Annotated in this window: 25 protein-coding genes, 1 pseudogene and 1 other annotated feature; of the genes and pseudogenes, 10 read left to right on the forward strand and 16 right to left on the reverse strand. The window is 34.6% G+C overall.

Annotated elements, in window-relative coordinates; all coding sequences use genetic code 11:
• Positions 1 to 5: 5 nt before the first annotated feature.
• The 3 genes from mutL to hfq all read left to right on the forward strand — a co-directional run bounded on the left by mutL (position 6) and on the right by hfq (position 3,433).
• Positions 6 to 2,078 carry a DNA mismatch repair endonuclease MutL gene (mutL, locus tag PBV87_RS09400; RefSeq protein ID WP_271012052.1) on the forward strand — a complete coding sequence of 691 codons (2,073 nt, stop codon included), beginning with the start codon at positions 6 to 8 and terminating at the stop codon, positions 2,076 to 2,078.
• A gap of 8 nt (positions 2,079 to 2,086) precedes the next feature.
• Positions 2,087 to 3,040: a tRNA (adenosine(37)-N6)-dimethylallyltransferase MiaA gene (gene miaA, locus PBV87_RS09405; RefSeq protein WP_271012053.1), complete on the forward strand. Its 954-nt coding sequence runs from the start codon at positions 2,087 to 2,089 to the stop codon at positions 3,038 to 3,040.
• Positions 3,041 to 3,196: 156 nt separating this feature from the next.
• Positions 3,197 to 3,433, forward strand: a complete 237-nt coding sequence (gene hfq / locus PBV87_RS09410; RefSeq protein ID WP_082238629.1) for an RNA chaperone Hfq — start codon at positions 3,197 to 3,199, stop codon at positions 3,431 to 3,433.
• 598 nt (positions 3,434 to 4,031) lie between these two features.
• Here the strand turns inward: hfq and PBV87_RS09415 are convergent.
• The gene (locus PBV87_RS09415) at positions 4,032 to 4,199 is read right to left on the reverse strand and encodes a hypothetical protein (protein ID WP_271012054.1); all 168 of its coding nucleotides are present in this window, start codon (positions 4,197 to 4,199) and stop codon (positions 4,032 to 4,034) included.
• A gap of 120 nt (positions 4,200 to 4,319) precedes the next feature.
• Positions 4,320 to 5,177, reverse strand: a complete 858-nt coding sequence (locus PBV87_RS09420) for a hypothetical protein (protein WP_271012055.1) — start codon at positions 5,175 to 5,177, stop codon at positions 4,320 to 4,322.
• 452 nt (positions 5,178 to 5,629) lie between these two features.
• Between PBV87_RS09420 and PBV87_RS09425 the strand changes: the two genes are divergently transcribed.
• Both PBV87_RS09425 and PBV87_RS09430 read left to right on the forward strand, forming a co-directional pair.
• The gene (locus tag PBV87_RS09425) at positions 5,630 to 6,976 is read left to right on the forward strand and encodes an MATE family efflux transporter (RefSeq protein WP_271012056.1); all 1,347 of its coding nucleotides are present in this window, start codon (positions 5,630 to 5,632) and stop codon (positions 6,974 to 6,976) included.
• Positions 6,977 to 7,000: 24 nt separating this feature from the next.
• Positions 7,001 to 7,273 carry a metal-sensing transcriptional repressor gene (locus PBV87_RS09430; protein WP_271012057.1) on the forward strand — a complete coding sequence of 91 codons (273 nt, stop codon included), beginning with the start codon at positions 7,001 to 7,003 and terminating at the stop codon, positions 7,271 to 7,273.
• Positions 7,274 to 7,317: 44 nt separating this feature from the next.
• Here the strand turns inward: PBV87_RS09430 and PBV87_RS23060 are convergent.
• From PBV87_RS23060 to ade, 9 genes and pseudogenes are all read right to left on the reverse strand, one after another.
• Positions 7,318 to 7,590, reverse strand: a pseudogene (locus tag PBV87_RS23060) (GNAT family N-acetyltransferase); the annotation flags it as partial.
• 82 nt (positions 7,591 to 7,672) lie between these two features.
• Positions 7,673 to 8,635, reverse strand: a complete 963-nt coding sequence (locus PBV87_RS09435; RefSeq protein ID WP_271012058.1) for a phosphotransferase family protein — start codon at positions 8,633 to 8,635, stop codon at positions 7,673 to 7,675.
• 42 nt (positions 8,636 to 8,677) lie between these two features.
• Entirely contained in the window at positions 8,678 to 9,085 is a 408-nt protein-coding gene (locus PBV87_RS09440) for a GNAT family N-acetyltransferase (RefSeq protein ID WP_271012059.1), read from the reverse strand.
• Between the two features lie 208 nt (positions 9,086 to 9,293).
• Positions 9,294 to 10,877, reverse strand: a complete 1,584-nt coding sequence (gene metG / locus PBV87_RS09445) for a methionine--tRNA ligase (RefSeq protein ID WP_271012060.1) — start codon at positions 10,875 to 10,877, stop codon at positions 9,294 to 9,296.
• Positions 10,878 to 10,943: 66 nt separating this feature from the next.
• Positions 10,944 to 11,214: a binding site (T-box leader), on the reverse strand.
• A 321-nt stretch (positions 11,215 to 11,535) separates the two neighbouring features.
• Complete coding sequence (locus tag PBV87_RS09450) at positions 11,536 to 12,126, reverse strand: NUDIX hydrolase (RefSeq protein ID WP_271012061.1); 591 nt, start codon at positions 12,124 to 12,126, stop codon at positions 11,536 to 11,538.
• A 235-nt stretch (positions 12,127 to 12,361) separates the two neighbouring features.
• A complete protein-coding gene (locus PBV87_RS09455) occupies positions 12,362 to 13,243 on the reverse strand; it encodes a YitT family protein (protein ID WP_053983489.1) in 882 nt (293 codons plus the stop codon).
• A gap of 98 nt (positions 13,244 to 13,341) precedes the next feature.
• The gene (locus PBV87_RS09460; RefSeq protein ID WP_271012062.1) at positions 13,342 to 14,193 is read right to left on the reverse strand and encodes a GNAT family N-acetyltransferase; all 852 of its coding nucleotides are present in this window, start codon (positions 14,191 to 14,193) and stop codon (positions 13,342 to 13,344) included.
• A gap of 117 nt (positions 14,194 to 14,310) precedes the next feature.
• Positions 14,311 to 15,165, reverse strand: a complete 855-nt coding sequence (locus PBV87_RS09465) for a GNAT family N-acetyltransferase (RefSeq protein ID WP_271012063.1) — start codon at positions 15,163 to 15,165, stop codon at positions 14,311 to 14,313.
• Between the two features lie 137 nt (positions 15,166 to 15,302).
• Complete coding sequence (gene ade / locus PBV87_RS09470) at positions 15,303 to 17,030, reverse strand: adenine deaminase (RefSeq protein WP_271012064.1); 1,728 nt, start codon at positions 17,028 to 17,030, stop codon at positions 15,303 to 15,305.
• Between the two features lie 194 nt (positions 17,031 to 17,224).
• Here ade and PBV87_RS09475 point away from each other — a divergent pair, with 194 nt between their 5' ends.
• Together PBV87_RS09475 and PBV87_RS09480 are read left to right on the forward strand one after the other, a co-directional pair.
• Positions 17,225 to 17,947, forward strand: a complete 723-nt coding sequence (locus PBV87_RS09475) for a tRNA 2-thiocytidine biosynthesis TtcA family protein (RefSeq protein WP_053983493.1) — start codon at positions 17,225 to 17,227, stop codon at positions 17,945 to 17,947.
• 4 nt (positions 17,948 to 17,951) lie between these two features.
• The gene (locus PBV87_RS09480) at positions 17,952 to 19,007 is read left to right on the forward strand and encodes a tyrosine-type recombinase/integrase (protein ID WP_271012065.1); all 1,056 of its coding nucleotides are present in this window, start codon (positions 17,952 to 17,954) and stop codon (positions 19,005 to 19,007) included.
• A gap of 126 nt (positions 19,008 to 19,133) precedes the next feature.
• On the opposite strand, the gene PBV87_RS09485 is transcribed toward PBV87_RS09480, so the two are convergent.
• Positions 19,134 to 19,763, reverse strand: coding sequence for a flavodoxin family protein (locus PBV87_RS09485; RefSeq protein WP_271012066.1), 630 nt, complete (start codon positions 19,761 to 19,763; stop codon positions 19,134 to 19,136).
• Positions 19,764 to 19,924: 161 nt separating this feature from the next.
• Between PBV87_RS09485 and PBV87_RS09490 the strand changes: the two genes are divergently transcribed.
• Positions 19,925 to 20,278 carry a winged helix-turn-helix transcriptional regulator gene (locus tag PBV87_RS09490; RefSeq protein ID WP_271012067.1) on the forward strand — a complete coding sequence of 118 codons (354 nt, stop codon included), beginning with the start codon at positions 19,925 to 19,927 and terminating at the stop codon, positions 20,276 to 20,278.
• Positions 20,279 to 20,342: 64 nt separating this feature from the next.
• Here the strand turns inward: PBV87_RS09490 and PBV87_RS09495 are convergent, their stop codons facing one another.
• From PBV87_RS09495 to PBV87_RS23065, 3 genes are all read right to left on the reverse strand, one after another.
• Positions 20,343 to 21,746 (reverse strand): sialate O-acetylesterase, encoded by a 1,404-nt coding sequence (locus tag PBV87_RS09495; protein ID WP_271012068.1) that lies wholly within the window; start codon positions 21,744 to 21,746, stop codon positions 20,343 to 20,345.
• A gap of 27 nt (positions 21,747 to 21,773) precedes the next feature.
• Positions 21,774 to 23,411 (reverse strand): GDSL-type esterase/lipase family protein, encoded by a 1,638-nt coding sequence (locus PBV87_RS09500; protein WP_271012069.1) that lies wholly within the window; start codon positions 23,409 to 23,411, stop codon positions 21,774 to 21,776.
• 215 nt (positions 23,412 to 23,626) lie between these two features.
• Positions 23,627 to 23,707 (reverse strand): hypothetical protein, encoded by an 81-nt coding sequence (locus PBV87_RS23065; protein WP_416388423.1) that lies wholly within the window; start codon positions 23,705 to 23,707, stop codon positions 23,627 to 23,629.
• A 103-nt stretch (positions 23,708 to 23,810) separates the two neighbouring features.
• On the opposite strand from PBV87_RS23065, the gene PBV87_RS09510 reads away from it, so the two are divergent.
• Both PBV87_RS09510 and lexA read left to right on the forward strand, forming a co-directional pair.
• Positions 23,811 to 24,671, forward strand: a complete 861-nt coding sequence (locus tag PBV87_RS09510; protein WP_271012070.1) for an EamA family transporter — start codon at positions 23,811 to 23,813, stop codon at positions 24,669 to 24,671.
• An 86-nt stretch (positions 24,672 to 24,757) separates the two neighbouring features.
• Complete coding sequence (gene lexA / locus PBV87_RS09515) at positions 24,758 to 25,366, forward strand: transcriptional repressor LexA (RefSeq protein WP_053983502.1); 609 nt, start codon at positions 24,758 to 24,760, stop codon at positions 25,364 to 25,366.
• A 414-nt stretch (positions 25,367 to 25,780) separates the two neighbouring features.
• Here lexA and PBV87_RS09520 read toward each other — a convergent pair whose 3' ends face one another.
• Complete coding sequence (locus PBV87_RS09520) at positions 25,781 to 26,056, reverse strand: hypothetical protein (RefSeq protein WP_053983503.1); 276 nt, start codon at positions 26,054 to 26,056, stop codon at positions 25,781 to 25,783.
• Positions 26,057 to 26,090 lie beyond the last annotated feature (34 nt).

Raw genomic sequence — 26,090 nt, forward strand, 5'->3', positions numbered from 1 at the left:
AGTAAATGACGCAAATTCAATTATTAGATACGCATACCATTAATAAGATTGCAGCTGGAGAAGTCGTTGAACGCCCTGCATCTGTTGTCAAAGAATTAGTTGAAAATAGTATTGATGCAAAAGCTTCTTCCATTACCATTGAAATTAAAAATGGTGGCGTTGACTTTATTCGTATTACGGATAATGGAAAAGGCATTCCAAAAGATGAAGTAGAAATTGCTTTTTTGCGTCATGCTACGAGTAAAATCACTTCAGCGGAAGACCTTGCCCATGTTTTATCTTTAGGTTTTCGTGGTGAAGCCCTGGCTAGTATTGCCTCTGTAGCCAAAGTAGAACTCCTTACAAAAACACCTAATGCTTTAACTGGCAAGAGAATAGAAGTAGAGGCAGGACAAATGCTTCATTCTGAAGAGATTGCCTGCCCTGTTGGTACAACCATTATTATGCGTCAGCTTTTTTACAATGTACCAGCACGTCGTGCTTTCTTAAAAGCAACGGCAACGGAGACAACTAAAATTGCAGATGTTGTTTATAAATTAGCTTTAGCACACCCAGAGGTAGCCATTAAATATATTCAAAATAATAAACTTGTTTTCCAAACAGCAGGTAACTATGATTTAAAACGTTGTGTCTTTAGCCTCTATGGCAAAGATACAGCTAAAGATACACTAGAAATGCAATACGAAGAAGAAGGCATTCAAGTCTCAGGACTTATTGGGCTACCTACTTTGACACGTGCTAATAGACAATACGAACAGTTCTTTATTAATGGACGTACAGTGAAAAGTAATTTACTTCAAAAGGCTACAGAAGAGGCCTATAAAACACTTGTGACTATTGGCAAATTTCCTTTTGTTATTTTGCATCTTAACTTACCACCAGAAGAAGTTGATGTAAATGTTCATCCGACTAAATTAGAGGTACGCTTTAGTGAGAGTGAACGTGTTTATAATGCTGTATATAATGGTATTCGTAAACATTTACAAATAGAAAACCTAATCCCAGAGGTTAAAAGCCTTACTTCAACCCCAAATTATAAACCTGCGCCTATTCAGGCAACGGGTGATATTAAAGTTGAAAGTTTCTTTAATAAACCTCAGTTTAATAAGTCCTATGATCCAAGTAAGCTGGTTGAAGCACCCCTTAAACAAAAGGATGATTTTAATACAAGCCAATCAGTCTATCAACCACTCTTTGGGAAGAAGGTAGAAGAAGTACCTATAAGTCCATCATCATCTACTTATACCACAGAAGCGTTAGAACAAATGCCTATAAATAAAGAAGAAACCCTAGCTTTTACAGATAGTAATAGGGTAAGTGAAACACCATTTGTTCCAATGACAGGTGAACAGTCAGCTTTAACAACACCTAGAACCTTAGGCACAGCACAGGTAACCAATGAGTTGCCTTTAACAAGTGAAACAACATTAACGGATGAATCAAAAAAAATCACATCTGTTGTAGAAGTTATTGAAACGGAACCGTATAAACCTGTAGAAGGTGTGGATTATCAAATTATAGGTCAACTCTTTAATACGTATTGGATTTTGGAATATGGTAATGAAGTGTTACTCATGGACCAACATTCAGCCCATGAACGTGTCATGTATGACCAGTATATGAAAGACTTTATAACGAGCCATGTTTCGACACAGATTCTTCTAATGCCAGAGACACTTTATTTACCAAGTCAAGAACTTCTTTTTATTGAGACACATTTGGACCTTTTACAAAAACTTGGTTTTGGTATTGAGCTCTTTGGAGAATCTTCTATTATTATACGTGAAGTTCCTTATCTCTTTAATCAGCCTATGTCTTTAACAGCTTTTCGTGATATGCTAGATAGTATTGACGTAAAGAAAACCTCTAATCTCTATGAAATGAGAGAAGAACATATTATTCAGCTTTCATGTAAAAGTGCAATTAAAGCACATGATCAGCTTACTAGAGCGGAGTGTAAAGCACTCATTGAATCACTACTTACTTTAGAGAATCCTTATACTTGTCCACATGGTAGACCAACACTTGTTAAACTTAGTAAAACAGATATAGAAAAAATATTTAAACGAATTCAGTAGGTGACACTATGAAACAAAAACTTATACTCATTGCGGGGCCTACAGCTTCCGGAAAGACAAAATCAAGCGTACAGCTTGCAAAACGAATCAATGGCGAAATTATTTCTTGTGATTCTATGCAAATCTATAAAGGTATGGATATTGGAACAGCTAAAGTTACACAAGAGGAAACAGAAGGTATTCCACACTATATGATTGATTTGCTTGATCCAAGTGAAGGATGCAACATTGCGTGGTTTAAGGACGAAGTAGAAAAAGCTATCAAAACCATTGCTGCCAAAGGAAAGATACCGATATTAGTAGGTGGAACTGGTTTTTATCTCAATGCCATCTTATTTGATACACAGTTTGATGAAACAGAAGAAGACACAAGTTATAGAAAAGAATTAGAAGCGCTTGCAGATATCCACGGTGTAGAATATCTTCATAACAAGCTAAAAGAAGTAGATCCAACAAGTGCTAAAGCCATTCATGCCAATAATGTAAAGCGTGTGATACGTGCACTGGAGTATTATGCACAAACAGGTACACCTATTTCTTCTCATAATGCATCTGAAAAAGAAAAGCGTGCAGCACAAGTATCACCTTACAATTATCAATTCTTTGCACTTGATATGAATAGACAAACACTTTATAACCGTATTAATTTACGTATTGATCAAATGTTAGAAGAAGGGCTAGTAGAAGAAGTAAGGCATTTTTATGATGTTGGTTTACCGGAAGACTGTACAAGTATGAAGGCTATTGGCTATAAAGAATTTTTCCCTTATTTTAGAGGAGAAATGACATTAGATGCCTGTGTAGATAAACTTAAACAAAATACACGTCATTTTGCTAAGCGCCAATTAACTTGGTTCCGACATCAATCCAATCCTATATTTATTCAAGTAGATCAGTTAAGCTTTGATGCTGATGCTATAGTGAATGAAATGTCAAAATATCTCCAAAATATTGTAGATTGACCCTATAATTAATTTGGAAATAGATGTATAATGTACTTAAATAAAGTGCATAATAGGAATAATGAATCTAGAAATTTTATGCAATATATAGACAAGTATAGTTTTATCCTATACAATGAACTTAATCAATTAAATCCTTAGGAGGGGTATGTTATTATGAGTAAAGCTATCAATCTTCAAGACTTACTTTTAAATCAATTAAGAAAAGATCGTATTGCAGTTACTGTATTCTTAACAAATGGTTTCCAAATTAAAGGAACAGTAAGAGGTTTCGACAATTTTGTTGTTTTACTTGATAGTGAAGGTAAACAACAAATGATCTACAAACATGCTATTTCTACAGTTTGTCCATCAAAAGTTGTTAATTTAAACATTTCAGCTCAATCTGAGTAAGCTATAATCGTATAAGTCATTTATAAGAGCATCTGGTATTGCATAATCAATACGGATGCTCTTATTTTATAAGTTTATTAACGGAATTATCAGATGTATAATTATTCTGATAATTTAAATGTCATAAAATATATATAAAAATAGAGATAGGTTGAATCTAGACTTAAAATAGATGCTTATGAAGATCTTAATCATGCAATATTAGATATTAGGCACAGAAACCAATGCATTTATGATCCTGGAAATAGGATGGTAAAAATAGGTTTAAAATATAGAATCTAAGATGCAGATTATTTATTAAAGTGATTAAAGATTTTAGAGAGCATTTAAAGGATCCAATAAAAATAAAGTAGTCATTTATTTTCTATAAGAAATCATATAATAAAAGAATATAAAATAAGAAGTATTATATAAGACAAAAATGGGTATAAAGAAGCACTTTCGTTTCCTTATATAACCAAGTTTTCGTAAAACTTGTGTTTCGCGAATAGTTATCTATATAAGGAAAGCCCTCTTCTTATATAAATAACCCCATCTATAAGGTACCTTGTTCTGCTATTGAACAGATTAATTTTATAGATGGGGTTTGTTTATGTACTTACATTCTAAACAAAGCCTTTGTAATTTCTAGATATGTTTCATCAGATTCTAAAAATGTTGCTCTTGGTTTGCTCACAAACCCTATACGTTCGTAAAGACTCCAAACCTTTTGATTAACTGCTGCCGACTCTACATAGCCTTTTGTGGCTAAGTTTAATTCAAACACTTGACCTATGGCATACTTTAATGCATAAGTTGCAATCCCTTACCTTGTGCTTTAGGAATTAATTTGATATCAAATGATGCCAAATCATGTGCTTGGATGATGCTTCTTTAATTATTTTACTCATATCTTTAGTAAATACCCTTGGTAGCTACCTGAGTACTTAAAACCTATTTTTTCAGCTTCTTCATATAAAATAGGATCTGTTTCATCTATAAAAAATACAATGCAGTTAATATGAGCTTCATGATCAAGGATATCAATAAAGGCAACATTAAGGAGTGCTTCATAAATCTTTTGAAGATTTATTTGATCTTTTACAAATACACCAAACACTTCTGCCATATTATCTTTGCATAAACGTGTAAAGATACTTCCTAAAATATGATCTTCATCCTTATAGATATGAATGTACCAATTATTAAAATCTTCCTCTAATCTTCTACTATTCCAATACATTCCCTGTGCATAGATATCATGAAAAAATGCATATGTTTTAAAATCTTCTTTTGATAAACGTGAAACATGAGAATAGTTCTTGGTACTTCTTTTTAAATGAGTCACATTTAATCGTAGATCATTACTTGCTTCAATACATGTATATCCATGAGCTTTTAACCACTGGATAGCCATTACATTTTCTTTTGGATAACCCAATTGTACTTCAAACCCTTCATAATGTGTGTGTAAGTAGATAAGGAGTTCTTCCATTACTTTATCAAAGTGATTTAATACATATACTCTAGCCTGTATATACTTTTCAGGACGTTCCACATATAGATTTATAACACCTTTTAGAGTATTCTCTTCAAAATAGCCTAAGACTTCATCATCAACGTAATTAAACCCATTTTTAAGTCCAGCAGCTAAGTCTTCTTTTGTTTTTCTAAGAGGATAACACGTTGTATGTATTTCTTTGCAACATGCCCATGCAAAGTCTATTGTCTGATTAATTTCTTCCCATTCTATAGTTGTTAACATCTTCTACCCCCCTTTATATTTTATGGAATCTTATTTTGTAATAGCCATTCTATTGCATCAAGTAAGTGTTCAGCTATATAAATAGGTTGGACGTCTTTCTATTTATCTCTATATTTTCCTAACGCTTCTTCCCCAGAGCCAGTTTTCACTAAAATAGCTTATGTAATTGTTGTTACCAATCGTTCCATCACGATCAATAAATAAAGCTTCTATTGTGTAAGGCATAAGTCCTCCTTATTTAACTTTATATAAAATTAAATGATTATATAATCTTTTAATGTCTAGTTTTACTATAACATTTATTATGAGACTAAAAAACATATTTTAATTAAAAATTATACATTATTAAAACTTTAAAATAATATCTAGCAAATATTGTTTTATTTAGGATGACAACATATAATAGCTATATCCCCTGTAGGGGGTTATAAAATATTCAGAAAGGATATGATATGATTCATACATTTCTATCACACTCAAAGGTTATTCTATTATTAGCATTTCCTGTAATTATAGAAAACATTTTACAAGTTTTATTAGGTACAACAGATACTTATTTTGCAGGCAAGCTTGCACCAGAGGCTATTGCAGCAATTGGCTCTGTAAATTTGGTTATGAATATTTTTATTGCTTTTATTACCGCTATTAGTGTAGGGGCTAGTGCTATTATTGCACGTTACATAGGATTAAAAGAGCTAAAAAAAGCAAAGGTAAGTATGCAACAAGCAATAATCTTAGCATGTAGTATTGGGTTAGTGCTTGGACTTCTAAGCTTTATTGTAGCTAAACCACTACTCCTACTTTTAGGTACAGAGACAAATGTTTTAAAATATGCCATTCCGTACTTTTATACAGTAGGTATTCCATGCGTCTTTTTAAGCTTAATGATGATTCTATCGAGTACACTTAGGAGTATGGGCGATACAAAAACACCGATGATTGCTGCAGTTGTTGCTAATCTACTTAATATGATTCTAAACTATGTTTTAATTTTTGGACTTTTTAATATACCCGCACTAGGGATAGTTGGTGCAGGGCTTGCTACTACTCTTTCTAGGATTGTAGCAGTCAGTATTTTAATCTTTAAACTTTATCATGGAAATAGAATAATTAAATTTCAGCTAAGAGATCGCTGGATATTAGATAAAAAGGTTTTTCTATCTATCTTAGGCATAGGTATGCCTGCAGGTATTGAGAAGTTAATTATGCGTGCAGGACAAATGGTCTATGGATCTGTCATTCTCTCATTAGGCACAAGTGCTTATGTGGCACACAATATTGCAGGGACTATCGAAAGCTACTCCTACTTACCAGCAATGGGATTTGGCATTGCTGCGGCTACTTTAGTGGGGCAAAGCTTAGGTGCTAAAAACGTCCAATTGGCCAAACAATATGGATTAGTGGCTAATATACTTTCTACAATTGTTATGATTCTAATAGGTCTCTTTTTCTTTACTACTGCTCCGATACTTGCAAGTCTATTTACTAATGATATGGAAATCCAAAGCCTTGTTGTAAACGTTTTAAGAATTATTGCTTTATTCCAACCGTTTCTATCCATTACAAATGTTATTGCTAGTGCACTTCAAGGCGCAGGAGATACCAAATTCCCAATGTATGCGACTCTTATGGGGGTATGGGGGATACGCGTAGTATTTGGTTATCTTTTTGCTGTTATCTTTAACTTAGGACTTGTTGGGATATGGCTCGCTTATTCTCTAGATATTTTACTTCGAGGACTTCTACTTATGTATCGCTTTTTAAGAGGAAAATGGTATACTACTATTATGCTTGAATAGTGAAAGCGAAAAGGAGATGAATCAGTGGAAAAACATAGCCATCCCAATCAAAAACAAGTGATTAATCGTTTATCACGTATTATTGGACATACAGAAGCTATTAAGAGAATGTGTATTGAAGAAAAAGATTGTACTGAAGTTCTCATACAAATAGCTGCTGTCAAATCTGCCTTAAACAATCTAGGAAAACTTATTTTACAAGAACATATTGAACATTGTGTCGTACATGCTATTGAAGAAGGTAATACAGAAGCGCTTGATGACCTTTACGAAGCTTTAAATAAGTTTGTTAAATAATAAAGCCACCTATTAAGTTTAGGCAACTTATAGGTGGTTTTGTTTTAGTATTCTAAAATATAATGAGTAGTGGTTTCTTTTATCTGTTGAAAGCCTAATTTTTCATAAAGCTTCTTTGCCCTAACATTTTGCTTAAAGCATCCGATACCGACTTTCATGTTATTTTGGTTTGCTGTTTTTAGAATATCTTTTAAGATAGAGCTACCAATTTGTTTACCTTGATATTCTGGTAGGAGCTCTAACTCGATAACATCTATTTTATGATCGTTAATAAAGGTTTCTAATAGGCCAATAGCTATACCTTTATAGAAGATGACCTGATGAGTTTTAGTGTCAAAGGAATTTGCAAAGAAAGCTTGCTGATTCTATAGGATACCATTTATATTTTATATCTCTAAACTACCTTGTGTCGTATTGATTTATTAATAAGTCTTTTGCTAATAGATTTGCTCTTTTTAGATAATAATCAAAGTAATGATCTCTCTCTTTATCTGGATTTAGGAGTTCTTGTTCAATGAACTCAATACATTCATTTAAGCAAGCTAATTTAATATCCCATATAAACTGTTCATAGGACAAGTGGGTACGTACTAATTGCTTATAAACATTTTCAAGAAAAAGCATTCTTAGGTCATCTGTCATATAAAAAGGATCATCAACCTCTGCTCCGTGTGCAATAAGTCTTGCAATATCTAGTGCATAAGGCATAATCCCACCAAAAGCCCAATCGATAAAGGTTACATTATCTTCATTATATAAGGCATTACATTGAAGTAAGTCACCATTACAAAGTGTTCTTGGGCAAGTACGTTGCCTTGCCAAAAAAAGGTCATATGCCTCTTTAAGTTGTGGAAGTTCTTTTAAACATTGTCTACGTCTATTAATACGCTCCCAATATTGCTCAAAACGATCATCTAGCTTAGTTACCTCAAAATTGTGTTCTTGCCAATAGGTATTAAATATTTTTGTAAGTTCTCTTGCACAAGCAAGGGCTATAGATTCATTGAATTGTTTAAGATCACGCCCTTGGATATGTTCGAGAAGAATCCAAGTTGTATCTTGCTCTTCTATATAACCTAATAGATGGGGTACAGCAAAATCACATGCACCTAAAAAATTCTCATAAATAGTTGCTTCCTTACGCTTCGTACGCTTTAGAACATATGTTCCCTCTTTGGTAATAAGTTGATATACATCATATGTACGCCCTTCTGGTTCTGAATGATCGTAATAATATCCTATTTTTATAAGATGTAACTCAGGTTTAATCTTATGACACAATATTTCAAGTTCTTTATAATCAGATGGATCATCAATCCATATAGGTTGACAAGTCATTTGTTCGTGTGATTTATTAAGCATAAAGTGATTCTCTCCTTTATTAGTGGGTTTATGCGATAAGGCCTACTGACCACTTTGTCTATTATAGTTGCGAAAACACATCGCCTTACATTCAAACATCTTAAAGCGTTTATAAAAGGTTGTAACTTCTTCATCACAAAGTAAATCTATCATATAAAGATGTTGAAGGCTTTCTAGCATGTGTTTAACTAATTCGGTTCCAATTCCTTGCTTTTGATAACTTGGTAAAACCTCTAAAAAAGGAATATAAGCACTTAATACATCATCTGAAATGGCTGTTATAAACCCTATAACCTGTTCAGTATCTTGGTCTATAGCTAACCAGACATAACTACTTTTTTCTAGAAGCTCCTTATGTTTGGTAATAGAGGGTGGATTAGGCCATCCCACAAAAAATCCGTCTAATTGGCTATTATCAATATGTTCTAGGCTTGTCGTGTATCTAATCATTATGATTCTCCTTTAAATAGTTTATGTATTTGTACGTTAAATCTCACATTGATTAATCTGAATTTTTATATATTAATTATAGTATATTATAAAAATAAATCATAACGTAAAAATACACTATATTTTGTGTTAGAATCATAAAATCATCGTCAATTTTTAACCTATATAGGGCTTTTCCTTATGCTATAGATTGGAAAAGCCCTTTTCTTTATTTTTCTAGACGGGTAAATAGGAGTTTAAGCTCTGGTAATGTCGTTTCTTTTAAACTTATAGGTTGCCAAGTTACATCCTCTAAATCTAAGAAGTTTCTGACCTCTTGTGAGGAAAAAGGTAAGAAAGGGTTTAATAAGTTACTGATATTAGCTATACAGTAAGTACATTGATAAAGTGTATGGTAGCAGCGATCAGGCGCATCTTTAAAAGTTGACCAAGGTCTTTCTTCATCAAAGTACTTATTGGTTGCACGTATAAACTCAAAAATGTATTTGAGTGCAGCTTTGAATTCACCTTTTTCAATACATACACCAACTGCTTCATAAAGTGTATGAATCCTATCCATTAAATGTGACTCTACTTCACACGTTCTAATTTCACCCCTAAAGCTTTTCTTAATAAATGCTAATATGCGATTGACTAAATTACCATAAGCGCCTACTAAGTCTGCATTGTTTAAATTGACAAGTTCTTTACAAGAAAAGTCTGCATCTCGCTTTTCAGGTCCATTGGCAAGTAAGATATAGCGAATACTGTCTGGATGATAAGTCTCTATAAGATCTTCTACCCAGATTGCCCAATTTTCACTGGTTGAAAGTTTACGGCCTTCTAGAGTAATATACTCACTAGAAATAATATGACTTGGCAAGCCATCTATACCTAAACCTATAAGTAGTGCTGGCAAAATCACATTATGAAATGGAATATTATCTTTGCCATGTACATAGTAAGAACGTGTCTCGGCATTCCAAAAGTCTTCAAAATCTTTTCCATGTGTGGATGCCCATTTTTTGCTTGCTGTAAAATAGCCTAATATGGCATCAATCCAAACGTAAATCTTTTTATCTTCGTAACCTGCAATAGGCACATCTATGCCCCATGGTAAGTCTCTCGTAATGGCTCGGTCTTGAAGTCCTTCATTAATGTATCGTTCGGCTGTCTGTAGTGCATTGAATCGCCAATTTTCTTGGTTCTTTTTAACATAAGCTCTAAGCTCTTCTTCAAACTTAGAAAGTGCAAAATAAAGTTGTTTAGTCGGTTTCACAATAGGGGTATGACCACATGTTTTACATACTCTTTCACTTAAGTCGAGAGGATCAAGTAAACTTTGGCAATAATCACACTGGTCTCCTCTTGCAGTCTGCCCACATATTGGACATTTACCTTCTACATAGCGATCTGGAAGAAACTGCTCACATACTTCACAATAGACTTGATCGATAATCTTTTCATAAATATAACCTTTCTCATAAAGGGTTTTAATAATGTCTTTAACTTCCTCTTTGTGGTAAGAATGATCTGTACGTGTATACAGGTCATAAGAAAAACCTAATTTATCAAAGCAATGTACAAAAGACTGATGATACTTTGTAGCAATTGCTATGGGTTCTATGCCCTCTTTCTTTGCTCTTACCGATATAGGTGTTCCATGACAATCACTACCAGATACATAAAGTACTTGATCTCCTTTTTGCCTATGGTATCTAGCGAGTACATCTCCTGGTACAAGTGCTGCGATTCTTCCTACGTGTAATGTGCCATTCGCATATGGCCATGCGCCTCCAATTAAAATATTCATCTGATACGCCTCCTTAAATTAATCTTTTTTGAACAATAAAAAAGACCTCGTTCTATAGCTATTTACTATAGAGACGAGGTCGTTATAGACTCGTGGTACCACTCTAATTCACTTATACTTCACAGTATAAGCCTCTTCAAGTACGGCATCTTTAAGATGATTATACTCTATCGCTATAACAGGCGAACCTGTTGCACTCTAAATTTAAGAAATGACTTAAACTGTCGAGGGCACTACTCCAAGGCCATTTTCGATCTAGTAGACTTTGCTTCTTTTCAGCTTCCGAAGCTCTCTGTAAAAGACATTCTAAATGTACTTTCCTTTTCAATGTATTTGAGTTGATTAAATTTTATTGAATATTAGCATAGATACAAATTGCTGTCAAGATGGTTCTATTTATAATATATATTTAAAAGTCTCTTAAAGTACATACTTTAATTACTTAGAAGTCATATGGAGTCTAAAATAAAAATATCTACTAGGCTATTAGTTAGCAATAGTAGATATCACAAAATACATTAATAAATTAAGTAAACTGTTTTTTTTCATAATGCTTTTAAACCTCTTTTCTTTTTGAATCTTCTACCTTTTTTTCGGGTAGATTTATAATTATAGGCCTTAGAGGTTTAAAAGACAAGTGAGAAATACTGGCAATGCCTTAAAGCATACCCAATATAAACTGTTGTAGGACTAAGTAGGTTTTAATATCCAATTTCGAACCGCTTTCAAGGATCTTTTGAGCCTCTTCTTTAGATACAAGTATAGGTTCTATTGTTTCATCTGCTTCTAAATACTCTGTAGAAACGGCTCCTTTACAAGTACAATAAACAAGGGCTACAGACTCATCAGTCATACCTGCTGATAAATAGAGTTTATCTTGTAAGTGAGTAACTTCTATAAGCTCAAGTCCCGTTTCTTCTCTTAGTTCACGTCCTATTGTACTGTTTGCATCTTCACCTTCATCGATAAGACCTGCTGGAAGTTCATAGATAAAGTCATTGAGTGGCATACGGAATTGTCTAATGAGTACAAGCTGATGTGTCTCTTGGTGAATAGCTACAAGTACAACAGCATCTGTTTTTTCTTCTCCATGATTGAAGTAAAGGTTTTCGAGATCTTCATAGCTTTTGCGTGAAGCAATGATCCAGTGTTTAGGTTCACCTTTACGATTCTTATATTCAGCATCATAAAGACTTAAAAAACGTGTTTTTGCAAGGGCTGTGAGTTTTTCCATTTTTGGTGATTCCATTAAAGGTCATCCTTTCTATTCCTTTAAAGATTATTATTAAACTGATCCCATCATATCAAAATTTAGATTAAAATTCAAATTATTATCTTCAACTTCTTGAATAAATGACCATTTTTAAACTCGAGAACATATGTTCGAATATGTTTTAAAGGGCACTTTTTCACCTTTATAGAGGGTATTTTCAATAATAAAACAGGAGTAATTGCTTATTTTAGCATCTACTCCTGTTTACTTCTTACATAATAGAATTATAATCTTCAATAAAGCCTTGACCTAAAACTTCTCGTACATCTGCTATGGTTACAAAGGCTTTTGGATCAATTTCTTGAATGAGATTACGCAAATCAGAAATTTGCTTTTGAGAAACAACAACAAAAAGCATTTCTTTGGTATGCTTGGTATACATACCTCTTGCACTTAAGCCTGTTACACCACGGACAATTTGTTCCATAATCCCTTTGGCGATGGCATCATTTTTTTCAGACATAATAAAGACGGCTTTGGCATAATGTAGACCTGCTAAAACGTTATTGACAATACGTGTACTTACAAAGACAGCAACGATGGCATACATAGCCTTATCTGCACCAAATACAAAAAGTCCTGTAAGGATAATTAGACCATCAATCCCAAGCATTAATTTGGCTATAGGAAATTTAGGATGGTTGAAACGAATAATAGATGCAAGCATATCTGTTCCACCTGTACTTGCCGAACTTCGAAGGACAAAGCCTATCCCTAACCCGGAAAGAGCACCACCAAACAAACAACATACTAAAAGATCATCCCCTACCCAAAATGGATTAGGAATATGTTCTACAATGGCTAAGGCTACAGATAAACTGAGTACAGCAACTGCTGATTTCTTAGCAAAGGCAAACCCACGTTGCTTAATGCTTATGAGAAAAAGAGGGATATTAAGGACAATGGTGGTCATCCATAGAGGAATAGAGAAACCTAAGAATGCACCGGATACATTTTGTAGAATAATCCCGATCCCAGAAATTCCTCCTGTTACAAGTCCATTAGGTGCTAAAAACCAGTTCACACCGAAAGCAACTAATAAGGTTCCAATAATAATAAAGGCATATTCTTTTACAAGTCTAGATTGTTTCATCATCTTCTCCTTGTCTTGGCACATTTTTTCAATCAAAAAAACACTTACCATTAGTGTAATGCGTAAGTGTTTTTTTATACGTTTTAAAGAAGAATCCCTTAATTTTTTGTAAAATGGATTTGTTTTGTATAGCCAACTAACTGATAGCCGATGGCTTCATACATTTTGTTGGAGATAGGATTATCTCTATCTGCAAAAAGCGCAACAAAGTCATGGCCTTCATCTAAAAGTCTTTGACTAATTGTGCCTACACAGGCTGTAGCATAATGTTGGTTTCTAAAGTAAGGTGGGGTATAAACATTTGAAATGACGATTCCATTTTTAAGTTGGCGCCCTTTGCCTACCATAGATACAGGGTGGTTATCTTTCCATATATAAAACCTTTCATTTTCAAGACTTGTTTCTATGCTCTTAACAATGGTATCAAAGGATGATGGAGGCAAATGACACTCTTTAATAAAGTGTTCTTGCCAATAAGGAAGATAAGAAAGCGCATCTAATGTTGCACATTCTAAAGAACCTTTAATAGCTTGATAAGCATTGACGGTAGTAAGTTTATAGGCATTAAGTCTCATTATTATTTTACTTAGTTGACGTGTATACGTACAATAAAATAAACTAAAGGTCTCTACAGTCTCATCTTCACCGATAACACCTGGTATACTTATTTTTTTCTCATAAAGTGTTTTAGCTAAAAACTGTAATGCTTCTTGTGCTTTAGCCTTTGTAGGTGTGTAGAGGCAAAGATTAAAAGGTGGTGTATGAACAGCTATGACAAGGATGTTACCAGCTTCATCTTTGACTGTTGCCATAAGACGTCCTTCTATAGGACTTTTTTCTAATCTTAATATATTGCCAACAAGTAAGTTATTTGCTGCTTCATTTTTAAGTAACATAGGAAATGTTTCTTCTTTAAAATGTGTTGCATTCTCATAAATGGTATAATACATTCTTCTTGCCCCCTCACTTAACCTTTAAACTTTAAACTTAAAAATTAAAAATTATAAATTATAAATTATAAAAAAATAAATTATTCTGTAATTAGTATTTTTGATTATATAGTGCATTTAGTATTTTGTAAAGACTATATCTTTTACATGCCCGATAAGTTTATACCCCATTTTTTGATAGACCTTATTTGAGGAGATATTATTTCTATCTGCATACAGTACAGTAAAGGTATTTCCTTCAGCTAAAAGTTTCTCACTTAAAGCAGCAACACAACTAGATGCATATTGCTTTCCACGATAATAAGGTGGGGTATAAACTTGACATACTGCACAGCCATTCATAAATTGTCTGCCTTTAGCTGCAATAGAAACGGGATGGTCATCTTCCCATATGTAGGCGAATTGATGTTTAATAATATGCTCGATAGCCCTAAAGTTCTGCATCAATGTTGATGTAGGGAAATGACAATCTTTCTGAAAGTCTCTTAACCAATAAGGTAAAAAGTATAAATCTTCATAAGTTATGGGTCTTAACCGTCCCTTAGCTTTTACTAGAGGTATAAGCTCTGTTAACTTATACACATTAAGATACATACGTACTCTTGGACGCACGTTTTGATAGATGCTATAAAATGTACTAAATACATCAATTAGGTGCTCATTCCCTACAATCCCTTGGAAAGCAATTTGTCTTTCAACCATTATTTTAGCTAAAAAGCTTAACACCTCTTGACACTTGGTATCTTCCTTTGCATAAATACAAAGACTATATGGTGTAACTTTTCCGATAATAGCTTGTATTTCACCCTTCTCACTCTTCACAGTACCCATGACATGATCTTCTAGATGTGTGGATTCATATTTGAGTATACTTGCAATAAGTAAGTTGTTCTCTGCTTCATTTTCAAGTAGTACAGGCAAAGTTTCTTCTTTAAAAAGTAATGTATCATGATAGGAGGTATAGAAATACATGGAGCTACTCCTTTCTTTTTAATAAAAAACCGTAGTGCTATTCTAAAAAGAAATAGCTCTACGGTCAAAGTTTTATCAAGAATATATCTCTAACATATGATACTTATTTTAAATTTATACATTAAATTTACTATGATTTATTCTGGCTGAATAGGAATATGTTTAAAGGCACCTACATCAAAGAGCCCTCTATCTGTTAATTTAAGCTCTGGAATAACAGGGAGTGCCATAAAGGCTAAAGTTAAGAATGGATCAATCTTATCATTAATTCCCAAAGTTTTTGCAACCGCTAAAAGGGCTGCTAGTTTATCCGTTACTTGGCTCGCACTTAAGTGGCTCATAAGTCCTGCAATTGGAAGGTTGAGGTGATCGACGACTTTTCCTTCTGATACAATGACAATCCCCCCTTGTTTTTCAATGAGTGTATTCACTGCAAGCACCATATCTTGGTCATTATCCCCTACACATACAATGTTATGGGAGTCATGAGCAATGGTTTGAGCAATGGCACCTTTACGGATATTAAAGTTCTTGATAATGGCAAGGCCTTTTTGACCTGTGCAGTGGTGACGTTCAAATACAGCAAGCTTTGAGTAGGTTTCATTTGCTTTAAAGTGCCCCGCTTCAGTTGGTACTTCACAAACTAATTTGCTTGTGAGAATTTGGAAGTCAATAAGTCCCATAACATAAGCTTGATTACCTACTAACGGAATCACTAAGTCTTCTTCTTTGATCGGGTCACAATTAACGGAATTGAAAATACCTGGTATTTCTTCATAACGTCTATCTACATTATTAAGTAGAGCTGAACCTACATTTTCACCTGCTATATATTGCCAGTTTCCATTAGTCATAACATGAGTAGGGTTTATTGCTTGTAAATCATCAAAGATAACAAGATCTGCATCGTAACCTGGTGCAAGTGCCCCCTTCTTATTTAAGTGGTAAAGGCGTGCGGGATAGTAAGTTGCCATACAAATGGCTTCAATTGGATCAATACCAAGGGCAATGCTTTCACGAATATTACTATTGATATGACCATCTTTAAAAATATGTTCAATATGTTTATCATCTGTACAAAATACACAGCGATCAAGTGGTAGGTTGGTCTTTACCAGCTCACTAACAATATCATAGAGATTATTGGCTGCAGAACCTTTACGAATTTGTACGGCCATTCCTAAACGCAAACGTTGTAATACCTCATCCATTTCACTACACTCATGATCTGTTTGAATGCCTGAAAAGGCATAAGCAACTAAGTCATCACCTTTTAATCCAGGTGCGTGACCATCTATTACTTTATCACCAGCCACTTTAAGTTTAGCATGAACATTAGGGTCTCCAAACAAAACACCAGGGAAGTTCATCATTTCGCCAAGACCTAAAATACGTGGGTGATCCATTAAAACTTGTAAATCCTCTGCGTCTAAAATAGCACCACTACTTTCCATTGGTGTTGCTGGTACACAAGATGGCATCATATAGTAAATAGAAACAGGTAAATTTTCGCTTTCTTTAAGCATATAACGAATACCATTTAAACCACTTACATTGGCAATCTCATGTGGATCTGCAATTAATGTAGTTGTTCCAAAAGGTAGTACTGTATGGCTGAAGGCATAAGGGGAGATCATACTGGACTCAATATGGATATGGCTATCGATAAAACCAGGTACAACGAAGCGCCCTGATAAGTCTTGCTCTTCGACTCCAACATAAGATCCAATCCCAATAATGCGTCCGTCACAGATAGCTAAGTCACCTTCTATCCATTCTTTTGTAAATACATTTAAGATTTTAGCATTTTTTAATACGAGATCAGCTTTTTGAAGTTTACGGCATACATCTAAATAGCGTTTCATAGTACGAGTCTCCTTTGCGCTAGGTTTTTATTTTTTAACGATTATATTAGCAGAAAAAACTCAACTTGTCATTAATTTTTTTCACGTCTACAAAAAGTTCCAAAAGTGTGTCTATTTAGGCAGCTTCATGCTAAGTCTAGCCAATCTAAAAACAAAAGGTTATAATAAAATTATACTAAAGGAGGACGCAAAATATGAAAATACAACATTTACTCAGCTACGTTCGCCGTGCTGTTCAAGATTATAATATGATTGAAGAAGGAGATCGTATTGCTATTGGGATCTCTGCTGGAAAAGATAGTTTAGCCCTTCTTGTTGCCCTTAGACATTTACAATACTTCTATCCTAAGAAGTTTGAGTTAGAAGCTATTACGATTTCACTAGGTTTTGATAACTTTGACCTTAGTGCTGTCAAGGCATTCTGTGAAAAATTAGGTGTACGCTATACAGTTTATGAGACACAAATTGCTCAAATTGTATTTGATGAACGTAAAGAATCTAATCCATGCTCCCTTTGCTCTAAAATGCGTAAAGGTGCTTTAAATGATATTGCTAAAGAGCTTGGTTGTAATAAAATTGCTTTAGGACATAATAAAGATGACATCAATGAAACATTACTTATGTCACTATTTTATGAAGGACGTATCCATACTATGAGTCCGGTGACCTATTTAGATCGTAGTGAAGTGACACTGATTCGCCCACTTGTTTATGTACCTGAAAGAGATATTAAGTACTTTGCAAAAAAAGAAGGCCTACCTGTTGTCAAAAGCCCATGTCCAGCAGATGGTGTCACACGTCGAGAGACAACTAAGCAACTTATTTATTCACTTGAAAAAGAAATCCCACAACTTTCAAATAGACTCTTTGGTGCAATTGAGCGTAGTGAAATAGACGGTTGGAAATCAAGGGAGTGAGAATATGTCAAGCTATACTGACCAAAGACAAAAACATATTACTAAAATGATGCGTGAAATCTTAAGTGAGCTTCCACCTTATCTTTTTGACTTTTTCCGTGGTATTGAGCATACAACCAGTATGAATACACGCCTTGCTTATGCCTATGACTTAAGACTTTTTTTCGAGTATCTTTATAAAGAATATCCACCTTGTAAAGCACTTAATAGTATACGAGAGATTCCACTAGAACTCATTGAAAAGGTTTCACCACGTGACCTAGAGATGTACTTAGAATACTTAACCTACTATGAAAAAGAAGAAGGTCATGAGGATATAGTGAGCCATCAAAATGGATTAAAAGGAAAGGCTAGAAAGCTTTCTTCTCTTAAAAGCTTTTATCAATACTTCTATAAACAACAACGTATCTTAACGAATCCAAGTGCGCTTGTAGATATGCCTAAAATTCATGAGAAGCCTATTGTCAAATTAGATGTGGATGAGGTGGCAAGACTCTTAGATACTGTTGAAGACGGTACAGATCTGACCGATCACCAAAAACGTTATCATGCTTATACAAAGAAGCGTGACCTAGCCCTTATTTCCCTTCTACTAGGGACAGGTATTCGTGTTTCCGAATGTGTAGGGCTTAATATAGAGGATATCGACTTTAACTACAATGGTATCCGTATTACAAGAAAAGGTGGTAATGAAACCATTATTTACTTTGGAAATGAAGTTGAACGTGCCCTTCTAGACTATCTAGAAGAACGGGAAGAAAAGGTTTGTAAAGAGGATGATACCCCACTTTTCCTCTCGCTTCAAAATAAACGTATGAGTGTACGAAGTGTTCAAATCCTTGTCAAGAAATATAGTCAGCTTGTGACTCAGCTTAAGACCATTACCCCTCACAAGCTACGTTCTACATACGGTACCACACTCTATCAAGAAACAGGCGATATTTATCTTGTAGCAGATGTTCTTGGACATAAAGATGTGAATACCACTAAGAAACACTACGCTCAAATGGATGATGCAAGACGCCGTATGGCAGCTGGAATTGTTAAATTGAGAGATTAAATAGAAGATAAAAAAGTAGCAGTTTTCTCTATGAGTAGAGAAAACTGCTACTTTTTTTCTTTAAACTTTCTAACACTTGCTCTAGAAAAGATTTCTTTCATCCTCTAACCCCTCGCTTATCTTAAATTAACGAATAAAGTTGGTAAACACTTTTGGCTCATATACTGGTGCACTTGTCTTTGAGTTCTCAAGAACTTTCATTAAATGGGCCATGTTCTTACCTAAAACACTCATAATTTGCATCCCTTCATCATCTTTATAAACTTCAGCGGGTGCACCACCATGAATGATGTTCCAGTAATTTGTTGTTGGCATATACATCTCTGCATAATTAAGATAATGATTTAAACCATCAAAAGTCACACTACCGCCACTTCTTCTTACACTTACCACTGCTGCCCCTACTTTATGACGGAATAGTCCCCCATTAGTTGAATGAACATAGAAGACACGATCTAAAAAGGATTTCATAGTCCCTGCAATCCCAGCAAAGTGTACAGGTGAGCCTAATAAAATACCATCGGCTTCTTTCATCACTTGAATCCATTCATTGACATCATCTGTTTTTAGAGCACATTGTTCATTTTTGTTTTTAGCACATTGACCACATGCAATACAACCACGAATCACCTTGTTTCCTACATGGATAATTTCAAAATCAATACCGTTTTTTTTAAGTTCATCGCCTACCATTTTAAGTGCATGATACGTATTACCTTCTTTTTTGGGACTTCCATTAAATGCTACAACCTTCATTATTGTCTCCTTTTTAAACCATATCTTATTTTATGCTTAACTGATAGGGTTATAGTAAACGATATAGAACAATACCACAAGTACTTACATTTTTATCATATACTATCCTTTTTGACAGTATGATGTTATAGTTAATGGTACATAAATCACTGGAGGTACACATGGCAAGTTTACAAAAAAACTATCAATGCTCTTTTGAGCTTACAATGGATTTAATAGGTGGCAAGTGGAAACTGATTATTCTCTGGCATCTTCTAGATGGTGCTAAGCGCTTTAATGAACTGGATAAGCTTATGCCAGCTATTACACAAAAGATGCTCACAACACAATTAAGAGACCTAGAAGAAAAAGGATTAGTGCATCGAGAAGTTTATCCGGAGATTCCACCTAAAGTAGAATATTCTTTAACTGAGCGTGGACGTAGCCTAGATCCGATCTTACATGATATTTGTAAATGGTCTACAGATTATGCCAATGCGAATGATATTACTATTGGCTGTAACAAAGAACACTAAAAAGCAGGAACAATCGTGGTTTACGATGGTTCCTGCTTTATTTATTGATTTATAACCTAAAGCTTTACTTATTATAAAGGTTTACTTTGACTTTGTTAAAAAGTAAAAGGGGAAGTTGACCACCACGATCAATAGGTACAACCCCTCTTGGAAATCGTCCTTGACCACAACTTACATAACAGTCGCCTTCAGGCTTCCTACTCATCTTGAACTGGATACGATTGCCTAGAAGTTGGTAACTTGCAAGTTCAATTTTACCTATAGAATCTTCTATTTGGAAAGCTAAGTCGCTTACAGCCACATCAAAACTTTCTAAACGTTCATAAACAGGTGCAAAGGTAAGTTCTATGCACCCTGTATCTAATAAAGAAGCAGATTGAAGATTGGGTGGGGTTCCTTCAATACCTTTGTCATAAAGTTGCTCTAAGGCAAGTCGTGCCGTTCTTTCACCTAATACCATATTAGCTGGAGAAGCATTATGAATTGCATCTGATAAAGTAGAATCAATAGATGGGATTATATACACATTATCTATGATCATTGTTGCTTGACGTTGCGCTTCTCTTACCATAGACCACCCTTCATCGGAATGATTTTGTGCAGTTTCATTACCTAAGTTATTAACAACCCGGTTTAACTGAACCGTCAATATTGGAAGTTCGGGTTGGTTTAAGTCTTTTCTTAATGCCTGTACCATTGTCTTAAAACGTTCTAAATAAGAATGAGCTAAATCTAAGGTATCTGTATCAGTACATCCTTGATACCATAATACACCTTTAATCTTATCTGTCGTTGATTGGATTACTTCTAACATATTGTGGTATAAATAGCCTTCTTCTTCAGGATTCCACGCACTAAGTAGTGAACCGCCTAAAGCCGTCTGAATCAATCCAATAGGATAGGCTAAGTCTCTTTTTAAGCGTTTGGCAAAACTTAAATAAGGTGAATGACCTGGATTAGCCCCTTCACGATTTATACTATGAAGCGTATGGGTAGATTCATTAAAAGGATGGCTCGCTAAGTCCCATTGTCCACTATTTCGGAGTAAGTGAATGCCTAATTCTGGTGGATCAAATACGGGTCCTTTGCCATATCCAGCAGAATTACTTTGCCCAGCTATAACAAAGAGATCACCGATGCCAACATGGTGAATCATATCCCCGCGCATCGCCCATTCTATAGGATTCCCTATATTTTCTTTTAAGCAAGTTTCAATACGATAGAGGCCACCTGCAGGTACCTCTTTTAAAATGATTTCCCATTCGCCATCTTGCATTTTAGTAGCTTCTTGCCATCTGATAACATTTTCAAAGGTATCTTCTAAGACAACTCTTGCCCAGACTCTAGCTTCTTCACAATGTGCATGAACATCATATGTACCTTTTAACGAAATATTTGCTTTGCCTTCAACTTGTTGGATGATTTGCCAAGGTTGTGGTCCTTGTGTAATAATGGCTCCAATATTCATGATGATGACTCCTTAGTTTGAAATTTGTTATATGGATTGGATAAATGTAACAATTGGGCTTGGATCTTCTAAGCTGTGAGGATGATGCCCAATATGAGGTTTTACGATAACTGTAATGTCTTTTTCTTGGGCTTTGCATAAATGGACTAATACCTCACCATTTTCTTCATAAGGCACCACTTCGTCGGCATCTCCAGCCACTAAAATAATAGGAATCTGTGTGCTTACTAAGTCATTCATTGCTTCTAAAGCTTTTGATTTAAAATAAGTTTTTGCATCTTTTTCATCTAAAGCATACTGCCAGAGGGCTTGTTGCCAATCTAAAGATGAGCCAATCCCTTTTCCTAAACCACCTGGCCAACTACATAGATCGAGTACAGGTGCATCTAAATACACACTTCTTAATGTTTCAGGATAGACATTGGCATAGTGCATGGCATAAAGGCCACCTCTACTAAATCCAAATAAATCTACTTGAGAATTCAAGTTAAAGTCCTTAACAACTTTTGTATAGAAGTCGTGCATCAGTTCAACAGATTGAGGATTGCCATACATATCACTTAGATTACAGTATGCAAGATGCCAACCAGCTTCAAGAAGTGCCATATCCGCATAGCTAAAAGCATCGAAGAACTCTGCACGCCATACCCAATGACGCATCTTGGTTGGTACTTTAGGTTCGATGAGGATACATTCTCTTCCTTTGCTATAAAATTGATAGCCTTTATACCCTTTAAAAGTGATCGTCTCAATGGCTTCACAAGGTTGTTCTTGTAAAAGGAGTTCATTAATTTGTATTTGCACAGCTTCAACTTTTGATTGTAAGTTTTCAATCCCAACAGATTGTAGAACTAATGCTTCATTCCCATGTCCAATATCCTCAAGCAATGTATCACTAATAAGGTGATTCTTGTACTCGATAAGTTTATAGAGTACATTTTGTTCTGGATATTCTACATATTCAGGGACACGCTGAAGAGAAATATTAAAAAGTTGCTTTAATAGAGCTTTTGTAAATAAGAAATGTCCCATGCTACAAACATGGATGCCATCACCTGATACATAGTGAGGATCTTCTAAACGTTTTGCATCAATATAGGCTGCAACGTCACTATAAATATCAATAGTGCCTAGACCTAGCGGTTCTGACATAAGCCACTTACCATAGTCTTGTAAAACTTGATCATATCCTTCATAAGGTTTCATAAACCCATAGTCATCCCCATACGCATCTTGGAGACAAGTTGGATCTATCATCTGTGCATCAAAGGGTGGTGGCGTTAGGCAAACCAAATCACAACCTTTTTGTTCCACTATTTTTGCCAGTTGTCTCATACCCTTTTGATATGCATCCAAGCGCTCGTCACTTGGTGGATGATAAATGCCATCATTCATCCCATAACATGCGATGACTAAATCAGGCTGAATCTTCTCTAGAGTAGGCTCAAGTCTTTGAAAGATGCAAGGTCTTAAGAAAGGATGATGATCTTCGGAAAGACCTGAAGCCGTTTCACTACTCAATCCTAAATTGATAAGCATAGGTTTTGATTCATTAAAATGTGTTGTTAAATACGTATCCATATAGTTCACATAGTGTGCAAGATAAGTGATACTATCCCCCAGAAATAAAATCTTTTTGTAATGCTGTAGGTCTATAGGTTTCATTACGATTCTCCTAGTTTTAATTATAAAATAATTATAGACTAGTTCATTTTATAACACTAAATAACGAAATTCTATAGTCATATTTATTGAATTCAAGGACTCATTTATGATACATTTTACATCTTGTCAGGGACTTCAATACCTAATAAATCTAAGCAAGTTGTAAGGATCGACTTAGTAAGGGTAATGACTTGAATCCATGAGTATTGTTTAACCTAATCTTGCTCTGCAAGAATCTTATGTTCATGATAAAATCTATTAAATGCATTGGAAAGCTCATAGATATGCTCATAGATATTTCAATGTCAAGCAATTTTTTTCAATAAAGTATCCCTTTTATTACCAAAAGGTGCTAAAATACAAGTAAATGAAATCTATTTTCAAAAAGGAGGATTTATAATGTGGTTACTCTTTGCCTTTGGTTCTGCACTCTTTGCAGGACTAACAGCTATCTTAGCTAAATGTGGGATCAAAAATACAGATTCTAATGTAGCGACTGCTCTTAGAACCATTGTCGTATTGGTTTTTGCTTGGATGATGGTCTTTATATCAGGTTCTTATACTACATTAAGTGGTATCAACACCACAACATTTATCTTTCTTATTCTATCAGGCTTTGCAACGGGAGCCTCTTGGCTGTGCTACTTCAAAGCACTGCAACTTGGAGATGTGAATAAAGTCACACCCATTGATAAATCAAGCACCATTTTAACCATGGTACTCGCCTTTATTTTCCTAGGTGAACCTATGACGTTCATCACCTTTATTGCCCTTGTGCTTATAGGTATAGGTACATACTTAATGATTCAAAAGAAAGAAGCACAAGATCACGAAGTGAAAGGAAAGGCTTGGCTTTTTTATGCCTTAGGCGCAGCAGTCTTTGCCAGCTTAACATCCATTTTAGGTAAAGTGGGTATACAAGGTATTGATTCTAATTTAGGAACAGCTATACGGACTATTGTTGTCCTTATTATGGCATGGGTGGTTGTATTTGTTACAGGCAAGCAACATACCATCAAAACCATTAATCAAAAGAGCTGGTTATTTATTGTCTTATCTGGTTTTGCAACAGGCGCATCTTGGCTTTGCTATTACCGTGCCCTTCAAGACGGACCAGCAAGTGTAGTCGTTCCTATTGATAAACTTAGTCTTTTAGTAACCATTGCTTTTTCTTATATTGTGTTTAAAGAAAAACTTACAAAGAAATCTGCCATAGGCCTTACGCTTATTGTGATAGGCACTCTATCCCTCTTATTTTAAAATTAAGTATAAAAGCGAACGAATGTTTGATATTGGAAATAAGCTGTGTTATAATAAGGAAAAATCAACTAGAACAGAGGGATACTATGAAGGATATAACCGCTAAACAACAAGCCGTCCTAGATTGTATCAAAAAAGTGAGTGCGGAACGCGGCTATCCGCCATCAGTAAGAGAGATTTGCCTTGCTGTAGGTCTTAAGTCTACTTCTACTGTACACAGTCATTTAAGTAGCCTTGAAGCAAAAGGCTTTATTAAAAGAGACCCTTCAAAGCCACGTGCGATTGAAGTGATAGATGAATCTAAAAACTGGCTCTCAGATCATGTGACACCTGTTCCTGTACTTGGAACAGTAACTGCAGGTGAGCCTATCCTTGCAGCTGAACAAATTGAAGAGTACTATCCTCTTCCAAATCATATGACACGTAATGGTCAAGTGTATATGCTTCGCGTAAAAGGTGAAAGTATGATCAAGGCTGGAATCTTGAACCAAGACTACGTGATTGTACGCCAACAAGAATCAGCTAATAATGGTGATATTGTTGTTGCACTTCTTGGAGATGAAGTTACTGTAAAACGCTTCTTCAAAGAAAAGAATCGTGTAAGATTACAACCTGAAAATGACACTATGGATCCTATCTTCTGCTTAGATGTACAGATTATTGGAAAAGTTATTGGGTTATTTAGAGAGATGTAATATTTACAAGACATTGGAATATCATTTACACTGCGTGATTCTAGAAATTTTAGATGAAAGTGGTGTATTTTTTTATGTAAAAAAGGTTAAAAAAGCTAACATCCTTAGAAGATTTTAAACAAAACAATTCAACTTATATATACTATTTTATATCTTTTATTCTATTTTTCAATTCTTGATTTATATTACTAAAAAAGCACCTAATCCTATTCTTAAGATTAGGTGCCTCAGCATGATTTAAAAAACTTATCCATAAAAAATATAAACCCTGTTAGTAGTGCTAATAATACTTATATTTTATTCTGAATAAATTTTTCCTTCTCTTCAATTACTAATGTATATCATATACTAAGCACAATTAATATAACTGGAAGAGTAGCTTGTCCAACATAGGAATACTGGATATTAGGATATTTAATCCCTATGACTAGATACTAAATCTTCATGCCCCTCAGGATAAATATCAAATCCAATATAGTAAATAGTATCATCTGCTTCAATTCCCATGTTGTATCTATCTTCTTCAAATTGACTTATAACAAAATCTGCAATTTCATTATCTGTAAAGTCATCAACTTCTTCATCCTTATCTATAATGATTCCTGTTTCCTCTTCAAACTGTTCTAATGGCATCTCTATAGAAAAATTACTTTCATTTACTTGTATATGCCCTTGAAAATACATTTTCATAACTATCACCTCATAAAAAGATTATTTTACTCAG

The sequence above is a fragment of the Holtiella tumoricola genome (assembly GCF_027857615.1).
GTDB classification, from domain to species: domain Bacteria; phylum Bacillota; class Clostridia; order Lachnospirales; family Cellulosilyticaceae; genus Holtiella; species Holtiella tumoricola.